17 protein-coding genes and 1 tRNA gene are annotated in these 18,524 nt (G+C 53.6%); 10 read left to right on the forward strand and 8 right to left on the reverse strand.

Annotated features, from left to right (window positions below):
* Positions 1 to 3: 3 nt before the first annotated feature.
* Entirely contained in the window at positions 4 to 465 is a 462-nt protein-coding gene (tsaE, locus tag ACLD3P_RS10760) for a tRNA (adenosine(37)-N6)-threonylcarbamoyltransferase complex ATPase subunit type 1 TsaE (protein WP_024797373.1), read from the reverse strand.
* Positions 437 to 1,984, reverse strand: a complete 1,548-nt coding sequence (gene nnr / locus ACLD3P_RS10765) for a bifunctional ADP-dependent NAD(P)H-hydrate dehydratase/NAD(P)H-hydrate epimerase (protein WP_000968675.1) — start codon at positions 1,982 to 1,984, stop codon at positions 437 to 439. The genes tsaE and nnr overlap by 29 nt, the downstream gene beginning before the upstream one ends.
* On the opposite strand from nnr, the gene queG reads away from it, so the two are divergent.
* Entirely contained in the window at positions 1,983 to 3,122 is a 1,140-nt protein-coding gene (gene queG, locus ACLD3P_RS10770; RefSeq protein ID WP_001615111.1) for a tRNA epoxyqueuosine(34) reductase QueG, read from the forward strand. The two genes, nnr and queG, sit on opposite strands and share 2 nt — an antisense overlap.
* Positions 3,123 to 3,391: 269 nt before the next feature.
* On the opposite strand, the gene ACLD3P_RS10775 is transcribed toward queG, so the two are convergent.
* A tRNA-Gly gene (locus ACLD3P_RS10775) sits at positions 3,392 to 3,467 on the reverse strand.
* A gap of 275 nt (positions 3,468 to 3,742) precedes the next feature.
* Between ACLD3P_RS10775 and ACLD3P_RS10780 the strand changes: the two genes are divergently transcribed.
* Positions 3,743 to 4,483: an arginine ABC transporter substrate-binding protein gene (locus ACLD3P_RS10780; RefSeq protein WP_000727892.1), complete on the forward strand. Its 741-nt coding sequence runs from the start codon at positions 3,743 to 3,745 to the stop codon at positions 4,481 to 4,483.
* 61 nt (positions 4,484 to 4,544) lie between these two features.
* On the opposite strand, the gene orn is transcribed toward ACLD3P_RS10780, so the two are convergent.
* The gene (orn, locus tag ACLD3P_RS10785; RefSeq protein ID WP_023207253.1) at positions 4,545 to 5,090 is read right to left on the reverse strand and encodes an oligoribonuclease; all 546 of its coding nucleotides are present in this window, start codon (positions 5,088 to 5,090) and stop codon (positions 4,545 to 4,547) included.
* 106 nt (positions 5,091 to 5,196) lie between these two features.
* Here orn and rsgA point away from each other — a divergent pair, with 106 nt between their 5' ends.
* The 3 genes from rsgA to mscM all read left to right on the forward strand — a co-directional run bounded on the left by rsgA (position 5,197) and on the right by mscM (position 10,654).
* Positions 5,197 to 6,249 carry a small ribosomal subunit biogenesis GTPase RsgA gene (gene rsgA / locus ACLD3P_RS10790; RefSeq protein ID WP_000041945.1) on the forward strand — a complete coding sequence of 351 codons (1,053 nt, stop codon included), beginning with the start codon at positions 5,197 to 5,199 and terminating at the stop codon, positions 6,247 to 6,249.
* Positions 6,250 to 6,340: 91 nt separating this feature from the next.
* Complete coding sequence (gene asd / locus ACLD3P_RS10795) at positions 6,341 to 7,309, forward strand: archaetidylserine decarboxylase (RefSeq protein WP_000934951.1); 969 nt, start codon at positions 6,341 to 6,343, stop codon at positions 7,307 to 7,309.
* 18 nt (positions 7,310 to 7,327) lie between these two features.
* Positions 7,328 to 10,654: a miniconductance mechanosensitive channel MscM gene (gene mscM, locus ACLD3P_RS10800; protein WP_131046684.1), complete on the forward strand. Its 3,327-nt coding sequence runs from the start codon at positions 7,328 to 7,330 to the stop codon at positions 10,652 to 10,654.
* Positions 10,655 to 10,790: 136 nt separating this feature from the next.
* Here the strand turns inward: mscM and ACLD3P_RS10805 are convergent, their stop codons facing one another.
* The 3 genes from ACLD3P_RS10805 to epmA all read right to left on the reverse strand — a co-directional run bounded on the left by ACLD3P_RS10805 (position 10,791) and on the right by epmA (position 13,881).
* On the reverse strand, positions 10,791 to 11,111 hold the full coding sequence (locus ACLD3P_RS10805; protein WP_024797372.1) for a hypothetical protein: 321 nt from the start codon (positions 11,109 to 11,111) through the stop codon (positions 10,791 to 10,793).
* Between the two features lie 64 nt (positions 11,112 to 11,175).
* Positions 11,176 to 12,678, reverse strand: a complete 1,503-nt coding sequence (gene yjeM / locus ACLD3P_RS10810) for a glutamate/gamma-aminobutyrate family transporter YjeM (RefSeq protein WP_000149872.1) — start codon at positions 12,676 to 12,678, stop codon at positions 11,176 to 11,178.
* A gap of 225 nt (positions 12,679 to 12,903) precedes the next feature.
* Complete coding sequence (gene epmA, locus ACLD3P_RS10815) at positions 12,904 to 13,881, reverse strand: elongation factor P--(R)-beta-lysine ligase (RefSeq protein WP_000004794.1); 978 nt, start codon at positions 13,879 to 13,881, stop codon at positions 12,904 to 12,906.
* A gap of 322 nt (positions 13,882 to 14,203) precedes the next feature.
* Between epmA and frdA the strand changes: the two genes are divergently transcribed.
* From frdA to ACLD3P_RS10840, 5 genes are all read left to right on the forward strand, one after another.
* Positions 14,204 to 15,994, forward strand: a complete 1,791-nt coding sequence (gene frdA, locus ACLD3P_RS10820; RefSeq protein WP_001192952.1) for a fumarate reductase (quinol) flavoprotein subunit — start codon at positions 14,204 to 14,206, stop codon at positions 15,992 to 15,994.
* Complete coding sequence (gene frdB / locus ACLD3P_RS10825) at positions 15,987 to 16,721, forward strand: fumarate reductase iron-sulfur protein (protein WP_000829509.1); 735 nt, start codon at positions 15,987 to 15,989, stop codon at positions 16,719 to 16,721. The genes frdA and frdB overlap by 8 nt, the downstream gene beginning before the upstream one ends.
* A 10-nt stretch (positions 16,722 to 16,731) precedes the next feature.
* Complete coding sequence (frdC, locus tag ACLD3P_RS10830) at positions 16,732 to 17,127, forward strand: fumarate reductase subunit FrdC (RefSeq protein ID WP_000208749.1); 396 nt, start codon at positions 16,732 to 16,734, stop codon at positions 17,125 to 17,127.
* A gap of 10 nt (positions 17,128 to 17,137) precedes the next feature.
* Positions 17,138 to 17,497: a fumarate reductase subunit FrdD gene (gene frdD, locus ACLD3P_RS10835; RefSeq protein WP_000609650.1), complete on the forward strand. Its 360-nt coding sequence runs from the start codon at positions 17,138 to 17,140 to the stop codon at positions 17,495 to 17,497.
* A 110-nt stretch (positions 17,498 to 17,607) separates the two neighbouring features.
* Complete coding sequence (locus tag ACLD3P_RS10840) at positions 17,608 to 18,141, forward strand: lipocalin family protein (RefSeq protein ID WP_001221670.1); 534 nt, start codon at positions 17,608 to 17,610, stop codon at positions 18,139 to 18,141.
* A gap of 16 nt (positions 18,142 to 18,157) precedes the next feature.
* Here the strand turns inward: ACLD3P_RS10840 and sugE are convergent, their stop codons facing one another.
* The gene (gene sugE, locus ACLD3P_RS10845) at positions 18,158 to 18,475 is read right to left on the reverse strand and encodes a quaternary ammonium compound efflux SMR transporter SugE (protein ID WP_220545640.1); all 318 of its coding nucleotides are present in this window, start codon (positions 18,473 to 18,475) and stop codon (positions 18,158 to 18,160) included.
* Positions 18,476 to 18,524: the final 49 nt, after the last annotated feature.

Here is an 18,524-nt window from a genome sequence, read left to right on the forward strand (position 1 = left end):
TAGCTAATCGGCTAAACGCGCCAGTAACGAATGACCCGATGAGGATACCGCGCTTACGCGAGCCTCACGCCCCTGCACCTGGTAATCAATATGGATTTCGACGTCCGGGTCGGGGAGAACGCCTTTACCTTGTTGCGGCCACTCCACCAGACAAATGGCGTCGTTGGCGAAATAATCGCGAATGCCCATAAACTCCAGCTCCTCCGGGTCCGCAAGACGGTATAAGTCGAAGTGATATACCATCATGTTATCAAGCGCATAAGGCTCTACCAGCGTATAGGTGGGGCTTTTTACATTACCGTTATGGCCTAACGCCTGTAAAAATCCCCGGCTAAACGTCGTTTTACCGGCACCTAAATCGCCATACAGATAAATAACGGTCGCGCCATCGCAGGCGTTGGCTACCCGTTGCCCCAGGTCTAGCGTCGCCTGTTCGTCAGGTAGCGGAATTACTCGATTCATCATGGTTTACGTCAATCACATCAGGGTTAACAATACGCCGCAGCGTAGTAAAAAGATCGGTCGCCAACATGCCGCGAGCGCCATAACGCGCTGCCAGTAAGTCCGCCGCCGCGCCGTGAGCCACACATCCCACACATGCCGCATCATACGGGGTAAACTTCTGTCCGAGCAATGCGCCGATGATGCCGGACAGGACATCGCCCATCCCGCCGCTCGCCATCCCCGCATTACCAGCGTCAATGATAGCCAGAGGGTGGTGTTCAGCGGCGATAATCGTTCCTGCGCCTTTTAACACGACCACGCCTCCGTACCGTTTTACCAGACGCTGTGCTGAAAGTAAGCGATCACTTTCAATTTCTGCCACAGAACATCCTAACAGGCGGGCCGCCTCTCCCGGATGCGGCGTAATCACGCGATTGTGACGTTTATCAGGATTGATTGCCAGTAGGTTCAACGCATCCGCATCCCACAGCATAGGTTTACGGACGTTTTCTACTTTCTGTAAGGCTTTTTTGCCCCATTCCTGCTGCCCAAGCCCCGGGCCGATCACCACAACGTCAGCCCAGGTCAGGCTCTCTTCCAGCGACTGAGGCGTGAGTTCATGTACCATCAGTTCCGGGCGGGCCGTCAGCAACGGCGCGATGTTTTCACCGCGGGTCAGTACTCTGACCAACCCAGCCCCCGTACGCAGCGCCGCCTCGCCAGCCATCCGAATCGCGCCCGCTGTTCCCTGGTCGCCGCCGATAATCGCCAGACGACCATGATCGCCCTTATGCGAGGTCGGTCGACGCGGCGTTAGCCATTGCCCCAACTGCGTCGCGTCAAAACGCCGGAGCGGCGGCGTCTGGCTTGCCAGCCAGCCTTCCAGTCCCAACGCGTCATAATGCAGTATGCCAGTAACGTCACGCGCTTTGCCGGTCAGCAGGCCTGGTTTCAGGGCGATAAACGTGACCGTATGCGCGGCGCTTATCACCGCGCCAGGCGTGGCGCCCGTTTGCGCCAGCAGGCCTGACGGGATATCGACGGCGACAACCGGCGCAGGATGGGCGTTCGCCTGTTCAATCAGACCGGCTACCGGGTCGCGCGGCGCCTGGGCTATACCGGTGCCAAGCAGCGCGTCGATAATTAGATCCGTCGCTTCCGGCCAGATAATATCGGCAGCATGGATAATGCCGCCGGCATTCAGCCAGGCATCGCGCGCCTGCGCCGCTTCTTCAGGCAACGGTTTGTCGCTCTCCTGCGCCAGCAACGTTACGCTAATGCCCGCCGCTTGCGCTAGTCGCGCCACGACGTAACCATCGCCGCCGTTGTTGCCATGACCACACAACACCAGCCAGTGTCGGGTGTCAGGATAACTGTCACGGGCTACCCGAAATGCCGCGTCGCCAGCGCGCAGCATCAATTCATAGAGTGTGAGTCCGAAGGCATCCGCCGCATCGCGTTCCAGCCGTTTGATGTCATCGGCGGGCCAAATGGAGTGTGGTATACTTACAGGGTTTTTCTTCATGTTATGGTCCATCATGTCAAAGCCCCTCGATCTCAATCAGTTAGCGCAAAATATTAAGCAGTGGGGGCTGGAGCTGGGCTTTCAGCAGGTCGGTATTACTGATACCGATCTGCGCGCATCCGAACCTGCGCTGCAGGCGTGGCTGGACAAACAATACCACGGCGAGATGGCATGGATGGCGCGCCACGGTATGATGCGCGCCCGGCCTCATGAACTCTTACCCGGTACGCTACGTGTCATCAGCGTGCGCATGAACTATCTGCCCGCCAACGCCGCGTTTGCCAGTACGTTGAAGGATCCCACGCTGGGCTACGTTAGCCGATATGCGCTGGGGCGTGATTATCACAAGCTATTACGCAGCCGCCTTAAAAAACTGGGCGAGCAGATCCAGCAGTACTGCGGTTCGCTGAATTTTAGACCGTTTGTCGACTCTGCGCCTATTCTTGAACGCCCATTAGCGGAAAAAGCCGGACTTGGCTGGACGGGTAAGCACTCACTTATCCTTAATCGGGAGGCAGGCTCATTCTTTTTCCTGGGGGAATTGTTGATTGATTTACCGCTGCCAGTCGACCAGCCGGTCGAGGAAGGTTGCGGCAAATGCGTCGCCTGTATGACCATTTGCCCGACCGGGGCGATTGTCGAACCGTATACGGTGGACGCGCGGCGCTGTATTTCTTATCTCACCATTGAGCTGGAAGGCGCTATTCCGGAAGCATTTCGCCCACTGATAGGCAACCGTATTTACGGCTGCGATGACTGCCAGCTTATCTGTCCGTGGAATCGTTACTCTCAGTTGACCGACGAAGCAGATTTTAGCCCACGCAAGGCGCTGCATAACCCAGATTTGGTTGAGTTGTTTAGCTGGAGCGAAGCGCAGTTTCTGAAAGTCACTGAAGGTTCTGCGATTCGGCGCATTGGTCATTTACGCTGGCTGCGCAATGTTGCCGTCGCGCTGGGGAATGCGCCGTGGAGTAATGCCGTCATTACGGCGCTGGAAAGCCGCAAGGGTGAGCATCCACTTCTCGATGAGCATATCGAATGGGCGATTGCGCAACAAATTGAAAAGCGCAACGCCTGCATCATTGAAGTGCAGCTACCGAAAAAACAGCGTCTGGTCAGGGTGATTGAAAAAGGGCTGGTGCGCGATGCCTGAATTATTCACAGGCTGTGTATAAAAATAAAAACACATTGCGATTCAAGAGGGAAAAAAGGAACAGTCAATAACGCTAACGTTTTGAAATCTTATTTTTTCTATATTTTTCAGTAGATTATAGAAATTCTACGCGTCAGGTATAATTTTTTGCATTCCAGGAGTAATGGACCGCCCTGTGGATAAGTCTGTTTACAAGGATCCGAAGAAAGCGAAACAAAACGTGCCCCAACGCGATATTCGTTGTGGATAATTTTACTGTAGATAAGAATTGGAGCGGGAAACGAGACTCGAACTCGCGACCCCGACCTTGGCAAGGTCGTGCTCTACCAACTGAGCTATTCCCGCAAATTTGTTGCTGTCGTAATTCGCATTTCTGCGTCGTTACGGGAGGCGCATTATACGAGAAATCCATTTAGCTGCAAGCCCCTGAACGCATTTTTTCGCGATTTTTGTTTGAATGCTGATTAAATCACCAAACAAGACAAAAAACGAGCAAAGCGTGCGCTATGCAACAAAAAACTTTTCACGCCACGCCTAAAGGCACAGAATCAGAATAGCACCCTGCGCCAAAAAAAGAACAGCACGGTGACCACAACATCCAATTGATATCAGGGATCAAGATGAAAAAAAAACTTATTGTCATGCTGTTAGCCAGCCTCTCCGTTCACGCCGCTTCCGTTTCCGCCAGAACATTACATTTTGGCACCTCCGCCACCTATGCGCCCTATGAGTTTGTCGATGCCGATAATAAAATTGTTGGTTTCGATATTGATGTCGCCAACGCGGTCTGCAAAGAGATGCAAGCGGAGTGCTCATTCACTAACCAGAGCTTTGATAGTCTGATCCCCGGCCTACGCTTCAAAAAGTTTGATGCGGTGATCGCCGGTATGGATATGACGCCCAAACGTGAACAGCAGGTCTCCTTTAGCCAACCCTATTACGAAGGTTTGTCGGCGGTAGTCGTCACGCGTAAAGGGGCTTATCACACTTTTGCCGATCTGAAAGGCAAAAAAGTCGGTCTGGAAAACGGTACAACGCATCAGCGCTATTTGCAGGATAAACAACAAGCCATCACGCCTGTCGCCTATGACAGCTATCTAAACGCCTTTACCGATCTGAAAAATAACCGTCTTGAGGGCGTGTTTGGCGATGTCGCCGCGATTGGTAAGTGGCTAAAAAACAATCCGGATTACGCCATCATGGATGAACGCGCCAGCGATCCTGACTACTACGGAAAAGGGTTAGGCATTGCGGTACGCAAAGGCAACGACGCGCTATTGCAAGAAATTAATGCCGCGCTCGACAAGGTGAAAGCATCGCCGGAATATGCGCAAATGCAGGAGAAATGGTTTACGCAGTAATTCAATGGCGGGAGAGCTGCCGGATGAGACGCTGTGGCGTTGCCATCCGGCATGTTACGCCTCACAGCTTAATGAAATGCTCGCGGTAGTAAGCCAGCTCCGCCACCGACTCGCGAATATCATCCATCGCCTGGTGCGTGCCCTGCTTGGTAAAGCCGGTTAGAATCTCCGGCTTCCAGCGGCGCGCCAGTTCCTTGAGCGTACTGACATCCAGATAGCGATAGTGGAAGTAGGCCTCCAGTTCCGGCATATATTTAAACAGAAAACGACGATCCTGACCGATGCTGTTACCGCAAATCGGCGACTTACCCGCAGGCACCCACGTTTTCAGAAATTCAATCGTCGCCAGTTCAGCGTCTCGTTCGCCCATCGTACTTGCCTTAACGCGATCCACCAGACCGCTGCCGGTATGGGTGCGCACGTTCCAGTCATCCATTAACGCCAGTTGCGCATCGGATTGATGTACCGCAATCGTCGGCCCTTCCGCCAGAATGTTCAGGCTGGCATCCGTCACCAGCGTGGCTATCTCAATAATGCGATCGCGCTCGGGGTCCAGACCTGTCATCTCCAGATCGATCCAAATCAGGTTGTTTTCATCGGCACTCATGCTATTTTCCACCCTTCAGAGGTCACATTCACTGTGACTATATTCATCTACAATTGCGTGTATCATAGATGTTTTGCCCACTATGGGCGACCAGGAGCCAGTACGATTGAGCAAAAATAAACTCTCCAAAGGCCAGCAGCGCCGTGTGAACGCCAATCACCAGCGTCGTTTAAAAACGTCCGCGGAGAAAGCCGACTACGATGACAACCTGTTTGGCGAGCCTGCAGAAGGTATCGTCATTAGCCGTTTTGGTATGCATGCCGATGTGGAGTCTGCTGACGGCGAGGTTCACCGTTGCAATATCCGCCGCACTATCCGTTCGCTGGTGACGGGCGATCGCGTCGTCTGGCGTCCGGGCAAAGCCGCCGCAGAGGGCGTCAACGTAAAAGGCATCGTTGAAGCGGTGCATGAGCGCACCTCGGTATTGACGCGCCCGGACTTCTACGACGGCGTGAAGCCTATTGCCGCCAACATTGACCAAATCGTTATTGTTTCCGCAATTTTACCGGAGCTGTCGCTGAATATCATCGATCGCTATCTGGTCGGCTGTGAAACCCTACAGGTTGAGCCGCTTATCGTACTCAATAAAATTGATCTGCTGGACGACGAAGGTATGGACTTCGTTAATGAGCAGATGGATATCTACCGCAATATCGGCTATCGCGTGCTGATGGTCTCCAGCCATACGCAGGATGGTCTGAAACCGCTGGAAGAGGCGTTAACCGGTCGCATCAGTATTTTTGCCGGGCAGTCCGGCGTCGGAAAATCCAGTCTGCTAAACGCTCTGCTCGGCTTACAGAACGAGATTCTGACGAACGATGTATCGAATGTCTCCGGTCTGGGTCAACATACCACTACCGCTGCTCGTCTGTATCATTTCCCGCATGGCGGCGATGTCATTGATTCCCCCGGCGTGCGCGAGTTCGGCTTATGGCATCTGGAGCCGGAACAAATCACCCAGGGCTTTGTCGAATTTCATGACTATTTGGGACATTGCAAATACCGGGACTGCAAGCATGACGCCGATCCAGGCTGCGCCATTCGCGAAGCGGTAGAGAACGGCGCTATTGCGGAAACCCGTTTCGAAAATTATCACCGAATTCTTGAAAGTATGGCGCAGGTAAAAACGCGTAAAAACTTTTCTGATACGGACGACTGACAGATACGCTAGGCGTCGTTAGAATCGTCCCCTTTTTTCAGGATACCGGTATAACTGCCGGTTCAGGAACAACAATGGCCTGGAGGCTACCTTGTTAAACTCATTTAAACTTTCGCTACAATACATTCTGCCGAAACTATGGCTCACTCGCCTGGCGGGCTGGGGCGCAAGCAAACGAGCAGGATGGCTGACAAAACTGGTTATCGATCTCTTCGTAAAGTATTACAAAGTCGATATGACCGAGGCGCAAAAACCGGATACCGCCAGCTATCGTACGTTCAATGATTTCTTTGTTCGTCCGCTGCGTGATGACGTGCGTCCGCTCAATACCGATCCTAACATCCTGGTGATGCCTGCTGACGGCGTGATAAGCCAGTTGGGTCGTATCGAAGAAGATAAAATTTTGCAGGCCAAAGGCCATAATTACAGCCTTGAGGCATTGCTGGCGGGTAACTACCTGATGGCAGATAAGTTCCGCAACGGCACGTTTGTGACCACTTACCTCTCCCCTCGCGACTACCATCGCGTGCATATGCCATGCAACGGCATCCTGCGTGAAATGATCTACGTACCGGGCGATCTGTTCTCCGTTAACCATCTGACCGCGCAAAACGTCCCCAACCTGTTTGCCCGCAACGAGCGCGTTATCTGTCTGTTTGATACCGAGTTCGGCCCTATGGCGCAGATTCTGGTCGGCGCAACTATTGTCGGCAGTATCGAAACCGTCTGGGCGGGGACCATTACCCCGCCGCGCGAAGGCATCATCAAGCGCTGGACCTGGCCAGAAGGCGAACATGAAGGGTCTGTCGCCTTGTTGAAAGGCCAGGAGATGGGACGCTTTAAACTGGGTTCCACGGTCATCAACTTATTTGCGCCGGGGAAAGTGAATCTGATCGAGTCGCTGGCAAGCCTGTCCGTTACCAAAATTGGCCAACCGCTGGCGACGTCGACCGAAACATTCGTCGCGCCGGAGGTAGAACCTGCTCCGCTGCCGGCAGAAGAAATTAAAGCCGAACACGACGCCAGCCCGCTGGTTGACAATAAAAAAGACGACACCTAATCAAGAGAGAATGCTGACGTGCGCCTGATTATCGCTTTTCTGATGGCCTGGTGCCTCAGCACGGGGGCGTTCGCCGCAACGGCCCCCGACGCCAAACAAATCACGCAGGAACTGGAGCAGGCAAAAGCGGCGAAGCCCGCTCAGCCGGAAGCCGTTGAGGCGCTCCAGACTGCGTTAAACGCGCTTGAAGAGCGAAAAGGCTCGCTTGAGCGCGCGAAACAATATCAACACGTTATTGATAATTTCCCTAAGCTATCCGCCACCTTGCGCGCCCAGTTGAATAATCTGCGCGATGAACCTCGCAGCGTACCGCCAGAGATGTCCACCGAAGCGTTAAATCAGGAGATCTTGCAGGTTAGCAGCCAGCTACTGGATAAAACCCGCGAGGCGCAACAGGAGCAGGAGCGCGTCAGGGAGATCGCCGACTCGCTCAGCCAGCTTCCCCAACAGCAAAACGACGCCCGCCGCCAGCTTAATGAGATTGAGCGACGGCTCGGCGCCGCAGGCGGAAGTGCCGCGCTTAGCCAGGCGCAAAGTCTCAGTATGCAGGCGGAGTCCGCCAAACTAAAAGCGTTAGTCGACGAACTGGAGTTGGCGCAACTGTCCGCCAACAACCGGCAGGAACTGGCTCGTCTGCGTTCCGAGCTGGCGGAAAAACAGAGTCAGCAATTGGATGCATATCTTCAGGCGCTGCGCAATCAGCTCAATAGCCTGCGCCAACGTGAAGCGGAACGCGCGCTGGAAAGCACTGAGCTGCTGGCGGAAAACAGCGCCGGTTTGCCGGAAGGCATCGTCGAACAATTTAAAGTCAACCGCGAGCTGTCACAGGCGCTCAATCAACAAGCGCAGCGGATGGATCTGGTCGCCTCGCAGCAGCGACAGGCCACCAGCCAAACGTTACAGGTGCGCCAGGCGCTCAATACGCTGCGGGAGCAGTCGCAATGGCTTGGCGTGTCCAACATGCTTGGCGAAGCGCTGCGTGCGCAGGTCGCCCGTCTGCCAGAGATGCCTAAGCCGCAGCAGCTTGATACGGAAATGGCGCAGCTACGCGTTCACCGTATGCGCTATGAAGAGTTACTCAATAAGCAGCCGCAGCTACGGCAAATACGTCAGGCCAATGGACAGCCGCTGACCGCCGAGCAAAACCAGATTCTTGACGCCCAGCTTCGCACTCAGCGCGAGCTGCTCAACTCGTTGTTACAGGGCGGCGATACGCTGATCCTGGAGCTGACCAAACTGAAAGTCTCCAACAGCCAACTGGAGGATGCGCTTAAAGAGGTTAATGAAGCGACCCACCGTTATCTGTTCTGGACCGCTGACGTTAGCCCGCTATCGCTCTCCTGGCCTGTTGATTTGGTTCAGGATTTACGCCGGCTTATCTCATTAGATACGTTTAATCAGTTAGGTAAAGCCAGCATCATGATGCTGACCAGCAAAGAGACGCTACTGCCGTTATTCGGCGCGCTGGCGCTGGTCGGGTTTAGCCTCTATTCACGCCAACACTTCAACCGGTTCCTTGAGCGCTCGGCCTCGCGCGTCGGGAAAGTCACCCAGGATCACTTCTCGCTGACGCTGCGAACGGTGTTCTGGTCGATTCTGGTCGCCTCGCCGCTGCCGGTCTTGTGGGCGACGCTCGGCTATGGTCTACAGGAAGCCTGGCCGTATCCGCTGGCCGTCGCCATCGGCGATGGCGTGACGGCGACAGTACCGCTGTTGTGGGTAGTCATGATTTGCGCCGCGTTTGCCCGCCCTAATGGCCTGTTTGTGGCGCATTTTGGCTGGCCGCGAAACCGGGTAGCGAAAGCGATGCGCTACTACCTGATGAGCATTGGGCTGATCGTGCCGCTCATCATGGCAGTGATCATGTTTGATAATCTTAACGATCGGGAGTTTTCCGGCTCGTTGGGCCGCCTTTGCTTCATCCTGATATGCGGCGCGCTGGCGCTGGTCACGCTGAGTCTGAAAAAAGCGGGCATCCCGCTCTATCTTGATAAAGAAGGCAACGGCGACAACATGGTCAACAGCCTGCTGTGGAATATGTTGATGGGCGCGCCGCTTATCGCGATTCTGGCGGCGGCGGTGGGTTATCTGGCCACGGCGCAGGCGCTACTGGCGAGACTGGAAACCTCGGTCGCCATCTGGTTCCTGTTGCTGGTCATCTATCACGTCATTCGCCGCTGGATGCTGATCCAACGACGCCGACTGGCTTTTGACCGCGCCAAACATCGTCGGGCGGAAATGCTGGCGCAGCGCGCGCGCGGCGAAGAAGAACCGGCGCACTCCTCCAGCCTGGAAGGCGCGGTCGACATCGATGAAAGTGAAATCGATCTTGACGCTATTAGCGCTCAGTCGCTGCGTCTGGTCCGCTCAATTCTGATGCTTATCGCCCTGCTATCGGTAATTGTACTGTGGTCGGAAATCCACTCGGCATTCGGCTTCCTGGAGAATATTTCGCTGTGGGATGTCACCTCTACGGTGCAAGGCGTGGAAAGCCTGGAGCCGATTACCCTCGGGGCGGTGCTCATTGCGATTCTGGTCTTTATCATCACCACGCAGTTGGTGCGTAATCTGCCCGCGCTGCTGGAACTGGCGTTATTACAGCATCTCGATTTAACGCCTGGTACCGGTTACGCCATCACGACCATCACCAAATATCTGTTAATGCTGATTGGCGGGCTGGTCGGTTTCTCAATGATCGGCATTGAGTGGTCGAAGCTACAATGGCTGGTGGCCGCGCTCGGCGTTGGGCTTGGTTTTGGCCTGCAAGAAATTTTCGCTAACTTTATCTCCGGCCTGATTATTTTGTTTGAAAAGCCGATTCGTATCGGCGATACGGTGACCATTCGCGATCTCACCGGCAGCGTGACCAAAATCAATACCCGCGCCACCACCATCAGCGACTGGGATCGTAAAGAGATTATCGTGCCGAATAAAGCCTTTATCACCGAACAGTTTATCAACTGGTCGCTGTCTGACTCCGTTACGCGCGTGGTGTTAACCATCCCGGCACCGGCGGATGCCAATAGCGAAGAGGTGACGCAAATTCTGCTGACGGCGGCGCAGCGCTGTTCTTTGGTGCTGGACAACCCACCGCCTGAAATCTTTCTGGTGGATCTTCAGCAGGGTATTCAGATTTTCGAACTGCGTATCTATGCCGCGGAAATGGGACACCGTATGCCATTACGCCATGAGATCCACCAATTGATTCTGGTGGGCTTCCGCGAGCACGGTATTGATATGCCGTTCCCGCCGTTCCAGATGCGTCTGGAGAGCCTCGGCGGTAAACAAACGGGGAGAACGTTAACGTCAGCGGGTAAAACCAGCCGCCCGGCGGGCAGTTTGTAGCGCATGATCCAGGCAAGAAATGCCGGATGCGACCCGTCGGGTCTTATCCGGCCTACGGGCCGGCAATTAACCTGTAGGCCCGATAAGCTTGCGCCATCGGGCATTTCATCGCAGCTCACAGACATTTTCGGACTTATTATGCGTCCAGATCGGCAACAGGCAGGTTAATTTCGCTATAGCGCATTCGGAATAAATCGCCGTAACCCACCAGTTCTCCGCGAAATACGAGGCATCTTATAACATACGCGCAATAAATATCCGTCACATGTTTCCACTTATCCTCATCGCGATCCCTTAACGTGCTAATAGTCATTCCTACTACCATCGCAACCTTTCGACGTGCAACATGAACGGAAGAAAGAATAACCTTTTCTATTTCAAGGATATCTTCCGGAGTAAAATTGAGTGCCCTAACCTCATCTTCCGTGATAATCGGGTCTCTCGAACTATCATTCATAACGTTCTCCATCGGGCAATAAACGCCGGATGCGACCCGTGGGGTCTTATCCGGCATACGGCCTTTACTCCGCCGCCCACTCCGGATCGGCGCTCATGCGGCTGCTGTAATTCTGATAAATCGCCATCGCCAGCAGCGAGAAGAAGATCGGGCCGCCGATCATCCACAAGGCGCTGTCCCAGTCCCCAGCTTCAATCACCGGCTGGATGATGGTAAAGACGTTGGCAAACGTCACCACCAGCACCACAACACCCGTCGCGACCAGGGTAGAGGCTTTGGTTTTAAAGAGAACAAATGGCCGCTCCAGATCCTGACGCGCTTTAAAGAAGGGAAATGCCAGCGCAAGGAACAGGTATGGCAAGGTCATTGAGACGTTCGCCATCAGCGTGAGTTTGTTATAAAACGCCGATGCGGTGTCACCGCCAAAAGAGACCAGCAAAATAAACAGACTCACCAGCACGCACTGTAGCCACATAGCGGTCGCCGGCATACCGTTAGCGTTCAGTGTCGTCATCGGCGCGGGCCACAACGCTTTTGGCGTCCCCTGAATAATGGCTTTCAGCGGTGAATAGCTCAACGTAAAAAACGCGCCGGTATAAGCCAGAAACATAGAAAGGCCGGTGATACGCGCAAACCAGACGCCCACCGTCATCGCTGCGTCCGGAGAAAGGTTTAACGCGTTACCTAATGTCGTGCCTAAACTCGACATCAGAATGTAGGTGATATTCCCTAAGTTAACGGCGCTATTACTTAATATCTGTTGCCAGTTAGTGCTGACGCCCCATAAAAAGATCGCCAAAGAATAACCAATTGAAATCACAATAGCCGCGAAAACAATACCTTTCGCAAAATTCTTTTCCGGTTTCTCGGTTTTATCCACCAGTCCGCCGACAGCCTCAATACCGCCGTAAGCAAAAATAGCAAATACCACAAATGACAACATTGCCAGGCCGGAGTGATAACCCGGATTCGGTGACGAGGTAAAATTAATTTCTTGTGCAAAATGCCCACCATTTAATAACAAAATAGCGACACTCACTAACAATAAAACCAAATTAAGACACATTACGGCAATACCTCCGACCGCCGTAATTCGCGCAATTTTATTGATCCCTCTGGCGGCGACACACGTCACCAGAATCATCCAGCCGACGGCGAGCAGCCCGACAACCTGCGTAGGCTCAAGCCCCGCAATACGCCAGTGCTGCGTCATATCGGCGCCAAAAACAAAAGTAGAAAACGGTACCCAAATTTTTGCCGCCGTACTTACCATCCATATGACATACGATGAAAACCACATAAACGTGCCGATAAACGCGTAACGTGGCCCCACGCTATTATTCATCCACGAATAGATCCCGCCCTCTTCTTTGCGATAAGCGGAACCCATTTCAGCCATCATTAAGGCGAATGGAATAAAAAACAGCAAGGCAGAAAATATATACCACGGGATTGCGCTATACCCCATTAAATAAAACGCCGACGGGCTATTCGCAAAACCAAAAACAGAAGTAAAAATCATCAGGATAAGCCCAATAAGGCTCATCTTTTTTATCGTGTGGGTCATTCAACCATCCCTTACGCTCGAGCGCGTTTGCCAGACGCCGCTCACCGATTGACGCCGCCTTCTTTTTTACAAAGGTCAGCGATAAAAAAATCAACACAGGATTGATACCTAAATAGCATCAAAGTTCCAGCCTTATGTTGTGGCAAACAGAGGATAATTGAAAAAATATGCTACAAAATGGCGCTTATTGCGCCATTTTATCTCGCGAAAGAGTGAATTTCAGATTTACGCCCGATCGACCGTAAAAGCAATCACGTCCGCCAGGCTTTCTGCTCCCAGCGCCAGCATCACCAGACGATCAACACCCAGCGCCACGCCGGAACAATCCGGTAGACCGGCGGCCAGCGCATCCAGTAGATTTTGGTCAATCGGCTGCTGCGGCAGACCGCGCGCGGCGCGCTTACGATTGTCCTGTTCAAAGCGCTGTTGTTGCTCACGTGCGTCCGTCAGTTCGTGGAAACCATTCGCCAGCTCAATACCTTTGTAGTACACCTCAAAGCGCTCGGCGACGCGATGATCCTCGGTACTGATTTGTGCCAGCGATGCCTGACTGGCCGGAAAGTGATAAATAAAGGTCGGCTTTTCTTTACCTATATGCGGCTCAACCCCCATCGTGAACAGCAGTTGCAGCAACGTATCACGGTCTTCTTCCGTATCGGCGATATTGCTTAAATCAAGCTTTGCCGCCGCCTCACGCAGTTGCGTTTTATCTGCTGATAACGGGTCAATCTCCAGATGGCGCTGAAACGCCTGTTGATAGGAGAGACTTTCCGCAGGTTGACAATCCAGCACTTGCTGAAGCAAATCATCCACTTCATTCATCAGGCGATACATATCGTAATGCGGGCGATACCACTCCAGCATGGTGAATTCCGGATTATGATGTCGTCCCATCTCTTCATTACGGAAACTGCGGCATAGCTGGAAAACCGGACCGCACCCTGCCGCCAGCAGGCGTTTCATATGGTATTCCGGACTGGTCATTAAATAGAGGTTGATCCCCTGGGAATGGCCAGGTCCGACGAAACGCGTTTCGAACGGGAACAGATGAATGTCTGTGACCGTCGCCTGACTCATGCAGGGCGTCTCAACCTCAAGCACTCCACGATCGGCAAAGAAACGACGGATTTCCGCCATAATCGCCGCACGTTTTAATAAATTGGGGATGGACGCGCTCGGCTGCCAGGTTGCCGTTTCGCTCATGATTCTTTCTCCAGTTTAAGACAAGGTCACGAAGTCTACTCGCAACGCGCGGGCGAAACAAATTTTGCGCAGGCGTATCGGGAACCTTCTGGAGGGTAAAAAAAGTGATTTCAGATGGTTTAGTAATTAAATTAATCAAAATCAATGATAATTCATCCCTCTGATACGCTAAAAAAATCGAACACGTCAAATTTCCCTCACATCCCTGAGACTATACTGTTGTACCCATAAAGGAGCAGTGGAAACGCATTCATACTTCGCAGAACCCAGAGGCTTTATCTGGCTGCGCGAGGGTGAAATTACAATAATCTGGAGGAATGTCGTGCAAACCTTTCAAGCCGATCTTGCCATTATAGGCGCCGGTGGCGCGGGATTACGTGCTGCAATTGCTGCCGCACAGGCGAATCCCAATGCTAAAATCGCACTGATCTCAAAAGTGTACCCGATGCGCAGCCACACCGTCGCTGCCGAAGGGGGTTCAGCCGCTGTCGCCCAGGATCATGACAGCTTTGACTACCATTTTCACGATACGGTAGCAGGCGGAGACTGGCTGTGTGAGCAGGATGTCGTGGATTACTTTGTCCACCATTGTCCCACTGAGATGACGCAGCTGGAGCAATGGGGCTGCCCGTGGAGCCGCCGTCCGGACGGTAGCGTTAACGTGCGTCGCTTCGGTGGTATGAAAATCGAGCGTACCTGGTTCGCCGCGGATAAAACCGGCTTCCATATGCTGCATACCCTGTTCCAGACTTCCCTGCAGTTCCCGCAAATCCAGCGCTTTGACGAACATTTTGTGCTGGATATTCTGGTTGATGACAACCATGCGCGCGGCCTGGTGGCAATGAATATGATGGAAGGCACGCTGGTGCAAATCCGCGCCAACGCCGTGGTAATGGCGACAGGCGGCGCAGGCCGCGTATACCGCTATAACACCAACGGCGGCATCGTCACCGGCGACGGGATGGGCATGGCGCTGAGCCACGGCGTTCCGCTGCGTGATATGGAATTCGTTCAGTATCACCCGACCGGCCTGCCAGGTTCCGGTATCCTGATGACCGAAGGTTGCCGCGGTGAAGGCGGTATTCTGGTCAATAAAAATGGCTACCGTTACCTGCAAGACTACGGCATGGGCCCCGAAACGCCGCTGGGCGAGCCGAAAAACAAATATATGGAACTGGGGCCGCGCGACAAAGTATCCCAGGCTTTCTGGCACGAATGGCGTAAAGGCAACACCATCTCCACGCCGCGCGGCGATGTGGTTCACCTCGACCTGCGTCATCTCGGCGAGAAGAAACTGCATGAACGTCTGCCGTTCATTTGCGAACTGGCGAAAGCCTATGTCGGCGTCGATCCGGTTAAAGAACCGATTCCAGTACGTCCGACCGCGCACTACACCATGGGCGGCATTGAAACCGACCAGAACTGTGAAAGCCGTGTCAAAGGGCTGTTTGCCGTTGGCGAATGCTCCTCTGTTGGCCTGCATGGCGCGAACCGCCTCGGTTCCAACTCACTGGCGGAACTGGTGGTATTTGGTCGTCTGGCTGGCGAACAAGCAATGGAACGCGCTGCGACGGCAGGCGCCGCAAATAGCGCCGCGCTCGACGCCCAGGTTGCCGATATTGAACAACGTCTGAAAAATCTGGTGAACCAGGAAGGCAACGAAAACTGGTCGAAGATCCGCGATGAGATGGGTCTGTCTATGGAAGAAGGTTGCGGTATTTACCGTACCCCGGAACTGATGCAGAAAACCATTGATAAACTGGCCGAGCTTCAGGAACGTTTCAAGCGCGTACGTATCTCCGATACCTCCAGCGTGTTCAACACTGACCTGCTGTATACCATCGAACTGGGTCATGGTCTGAACGTGGCGGAATGTATGGCGCACTCTGCGCTGGCGCGTAAAGAGTCCCGCGGCGCGCATCAGCGTCTGGATGAAGGCTGTACCGAGCGCGACGATGTGAACTTCCTCAAGCACACCCTCGCCTTCCGCGATGCTGATGGCACGACCCGTCTGGAATACAGCGACGTGAAAATCACCACCCTGCCGCCAGCCAAACGTGTTTACGGCGGTGAAGCGGAAGCAGCCGATAAGAAGGAGAAGGCGAATGGCTGAGATGAAAAACCTGAAAGTTGAGGTGGTGCGCTATAACCCGGAAACCGATACCGCGCCGCACAGTGCTTTCTATGAAGTTCCTTATGATGAAACAACATCGCTACTGGACGCGTTGGGCTACATCAAAGATAACCTGTCGCCAGACCTGAGCTACCGCTGGTCCTGCCGTATGGCGATCTGCGGCTCCTGCGGCATGATGGTCAACAACGTCCCTAAACTGGCGTGTAAAACCTTCCTGCGCGATTACACCAACGGTATGAAGGTGGAAGCGCTGGCGAACTTCCCGATTGAGCGCGATCTGGTTGTCGATATGACGCACTTTATCGAAAGCCTGGAAGCGATCAAACCGTACATTATTGGCAACTCTCGCACGCCAGATCAGGGGCCGAATGTCCAGACCCCGGCGCAAATGGCGAAGTATCACCAGTTCTCCGGTTGCATCAACTGTGGTCTGTGCTACGCCGCGTGCCCGCAGTTCGGTCTGAATCCTGAATTTATCGGACCGGCTGCGATTACGCTGGCGCATCGCTATAACGAAGATAGCCGCGATCACGGTAAGAAGGAGCGTATGGCGCAGTTGAACAGTCCGAACGGCGTATGGACCTGTACTTTCGTGGGCTACTGCTCCGAAGTCTGTCCAAAACATGTCGATCCGGCTGCGGCCATTCAGCAGGGTAAAGTGGAAAGCTCGAAAGACTTTCTTATCGCCACCCTGAAACCACGCTAAGGAGTGCAACATGACGACTAAACGCAAACCCTATGTGCGGCCGATGACGTCCACCTGGTGGAAAAAACTGCCGTTTTATCGCTTTTATATGCTGCGCGAAGGCACAGCGGTGCCGGCAGTCTGGTTCAGTATTGAACTGATTTTCGGTCTGTTTGCGCTCAAACACGGCGCGGAATCCTGGATGGGATTCGTCGGCTTTTTACAAAACCCGGTGGTAGTGATCTTAAACCTGATCACCCTGGCGGCCGCGCTGCTGCACACCAAAACCTGGTTTGAACTGGCGCCGAAGGCGGCCAATATCATTGTAAAAGACGAAAAAATGGGGCCAGAGCCAATCATCAAAGGGCTTTGGGTGGTCACTGCGGTAGTCACCGTAGTCATTCTGTATGTTGCCCTGTTCTGGTAAGGAGTCCCGGATGATTAATCCAAACCCAAAACGTTCTGATGAACCCGTATTCTGGGGACTGTTTGGCGCAGGCGGTATGTGGGGCGCGATCATCGCGCCGGTGATCGTGCTACTGGTTGGCATCATGTTGCCGCTGGGGCTATTTCCGGGCGATGCCCTGAGTTTTGAGCGCGTACTGACGTTCGCCCAAAGCTTTATTGGTCGCGTTTTTCTGTTCCTGATGATCGTGCTGCCGCTATGGTGTGGCCTACACCGTATGCACCACGCGATGCATGACCTGAAAATCCACGTGCCTGCGGGCAAATGGGTCTTTTACGGTCTGGCGGCAATCCTGACCGTTGTGACGGCGATTGGCGTTATCACTCTCTAAGTTGCCACGACGCCCTCTTATCTACCCGATAAGAGGGCGTTTTTTCTTTTCCTGCCTCTCATTTTCCCGCCAGGTTCTACACTTAGAAAAAACACTGGAAGGAAAATCTTATGCGCATTCTGCCCGTCGTTGCTGCAGTTACGGCTGCATTTCTGGTTGTCGCCTGTAGTTCGCCTACTCCGCCTAAAGGCGTTACCGTGGTAAATAACTTTGATGCCAAACGTTACCTCGGCACCTGGTATGAGATCGCACGCCTCGATCATCGATTTGAACGTGGGCTGGAACAAGTCACGGCCACCTATAGTCTGCGTGACGATGGCGGGATTAATGTCATCAATAAAGGCTATAACCCGGATCGGGGAATGTGGCAAAAAACAGAAGGCAAAGCGTATTTTACCGGTAGTCCAAACCGCGCCGCGCTCAAGGTCTCTTTTTTCGGCCCGTTCTACGGCGGCTATAACGTGATTGCGCTTGACCGGGAATACCGTCATGCGTTGGTGTGCGGCCCGGATCGCGACTATCTGTGGATACTCTCTCGCACGCCAACGCTTTCTGAGGAAATAAAACAGCAAATGCTGGCCGTCGCGACCCGGGAGGGGTTTGACGTCAATAAATTAATTTGGGTAAAACAATCAGGTTCGTAGCAATATCAGCGACGAATTAATGCGCACTGAGTTTTAGCCCAATGATACCCGCGACGATCAAGCCAAGACTGAGCAAACGCGCCGGTGAAGCAGACTCGCCCAGCAGAAGGATACCGATGATTGCCGCCCCGACGGCGCCGATGCCGGTCCAGATGGCGTACGCCGTTCCAACGGGCAGCGTTTTCATTGCCCAGGAAAGTAACGCCATACTAATAACCATGGCCGTAATGGTGATAATACTGGGGGTCAGACGAGAAAAACCGTGGGTATACTTCAGGCCGACAGCCCATACCACTTCAAGTAAACCAGCGATTAATAGAATGATCCAGGACATAGCAGGCTCCAGATAATTAATGGGGCCGTCCCCGGTGAGAATAGCGTTT

The sequence above is a fragment of the Salmonella sp. 741265073_HBA genome (assembly GCF_046569105.1).
Classification (GTDB): Bacteria; Pseudomonadota; Gammaproteobacteria; order Enterobacterales; family Enterobacteriaceae; genus Salmonella; species Salmonella enterica.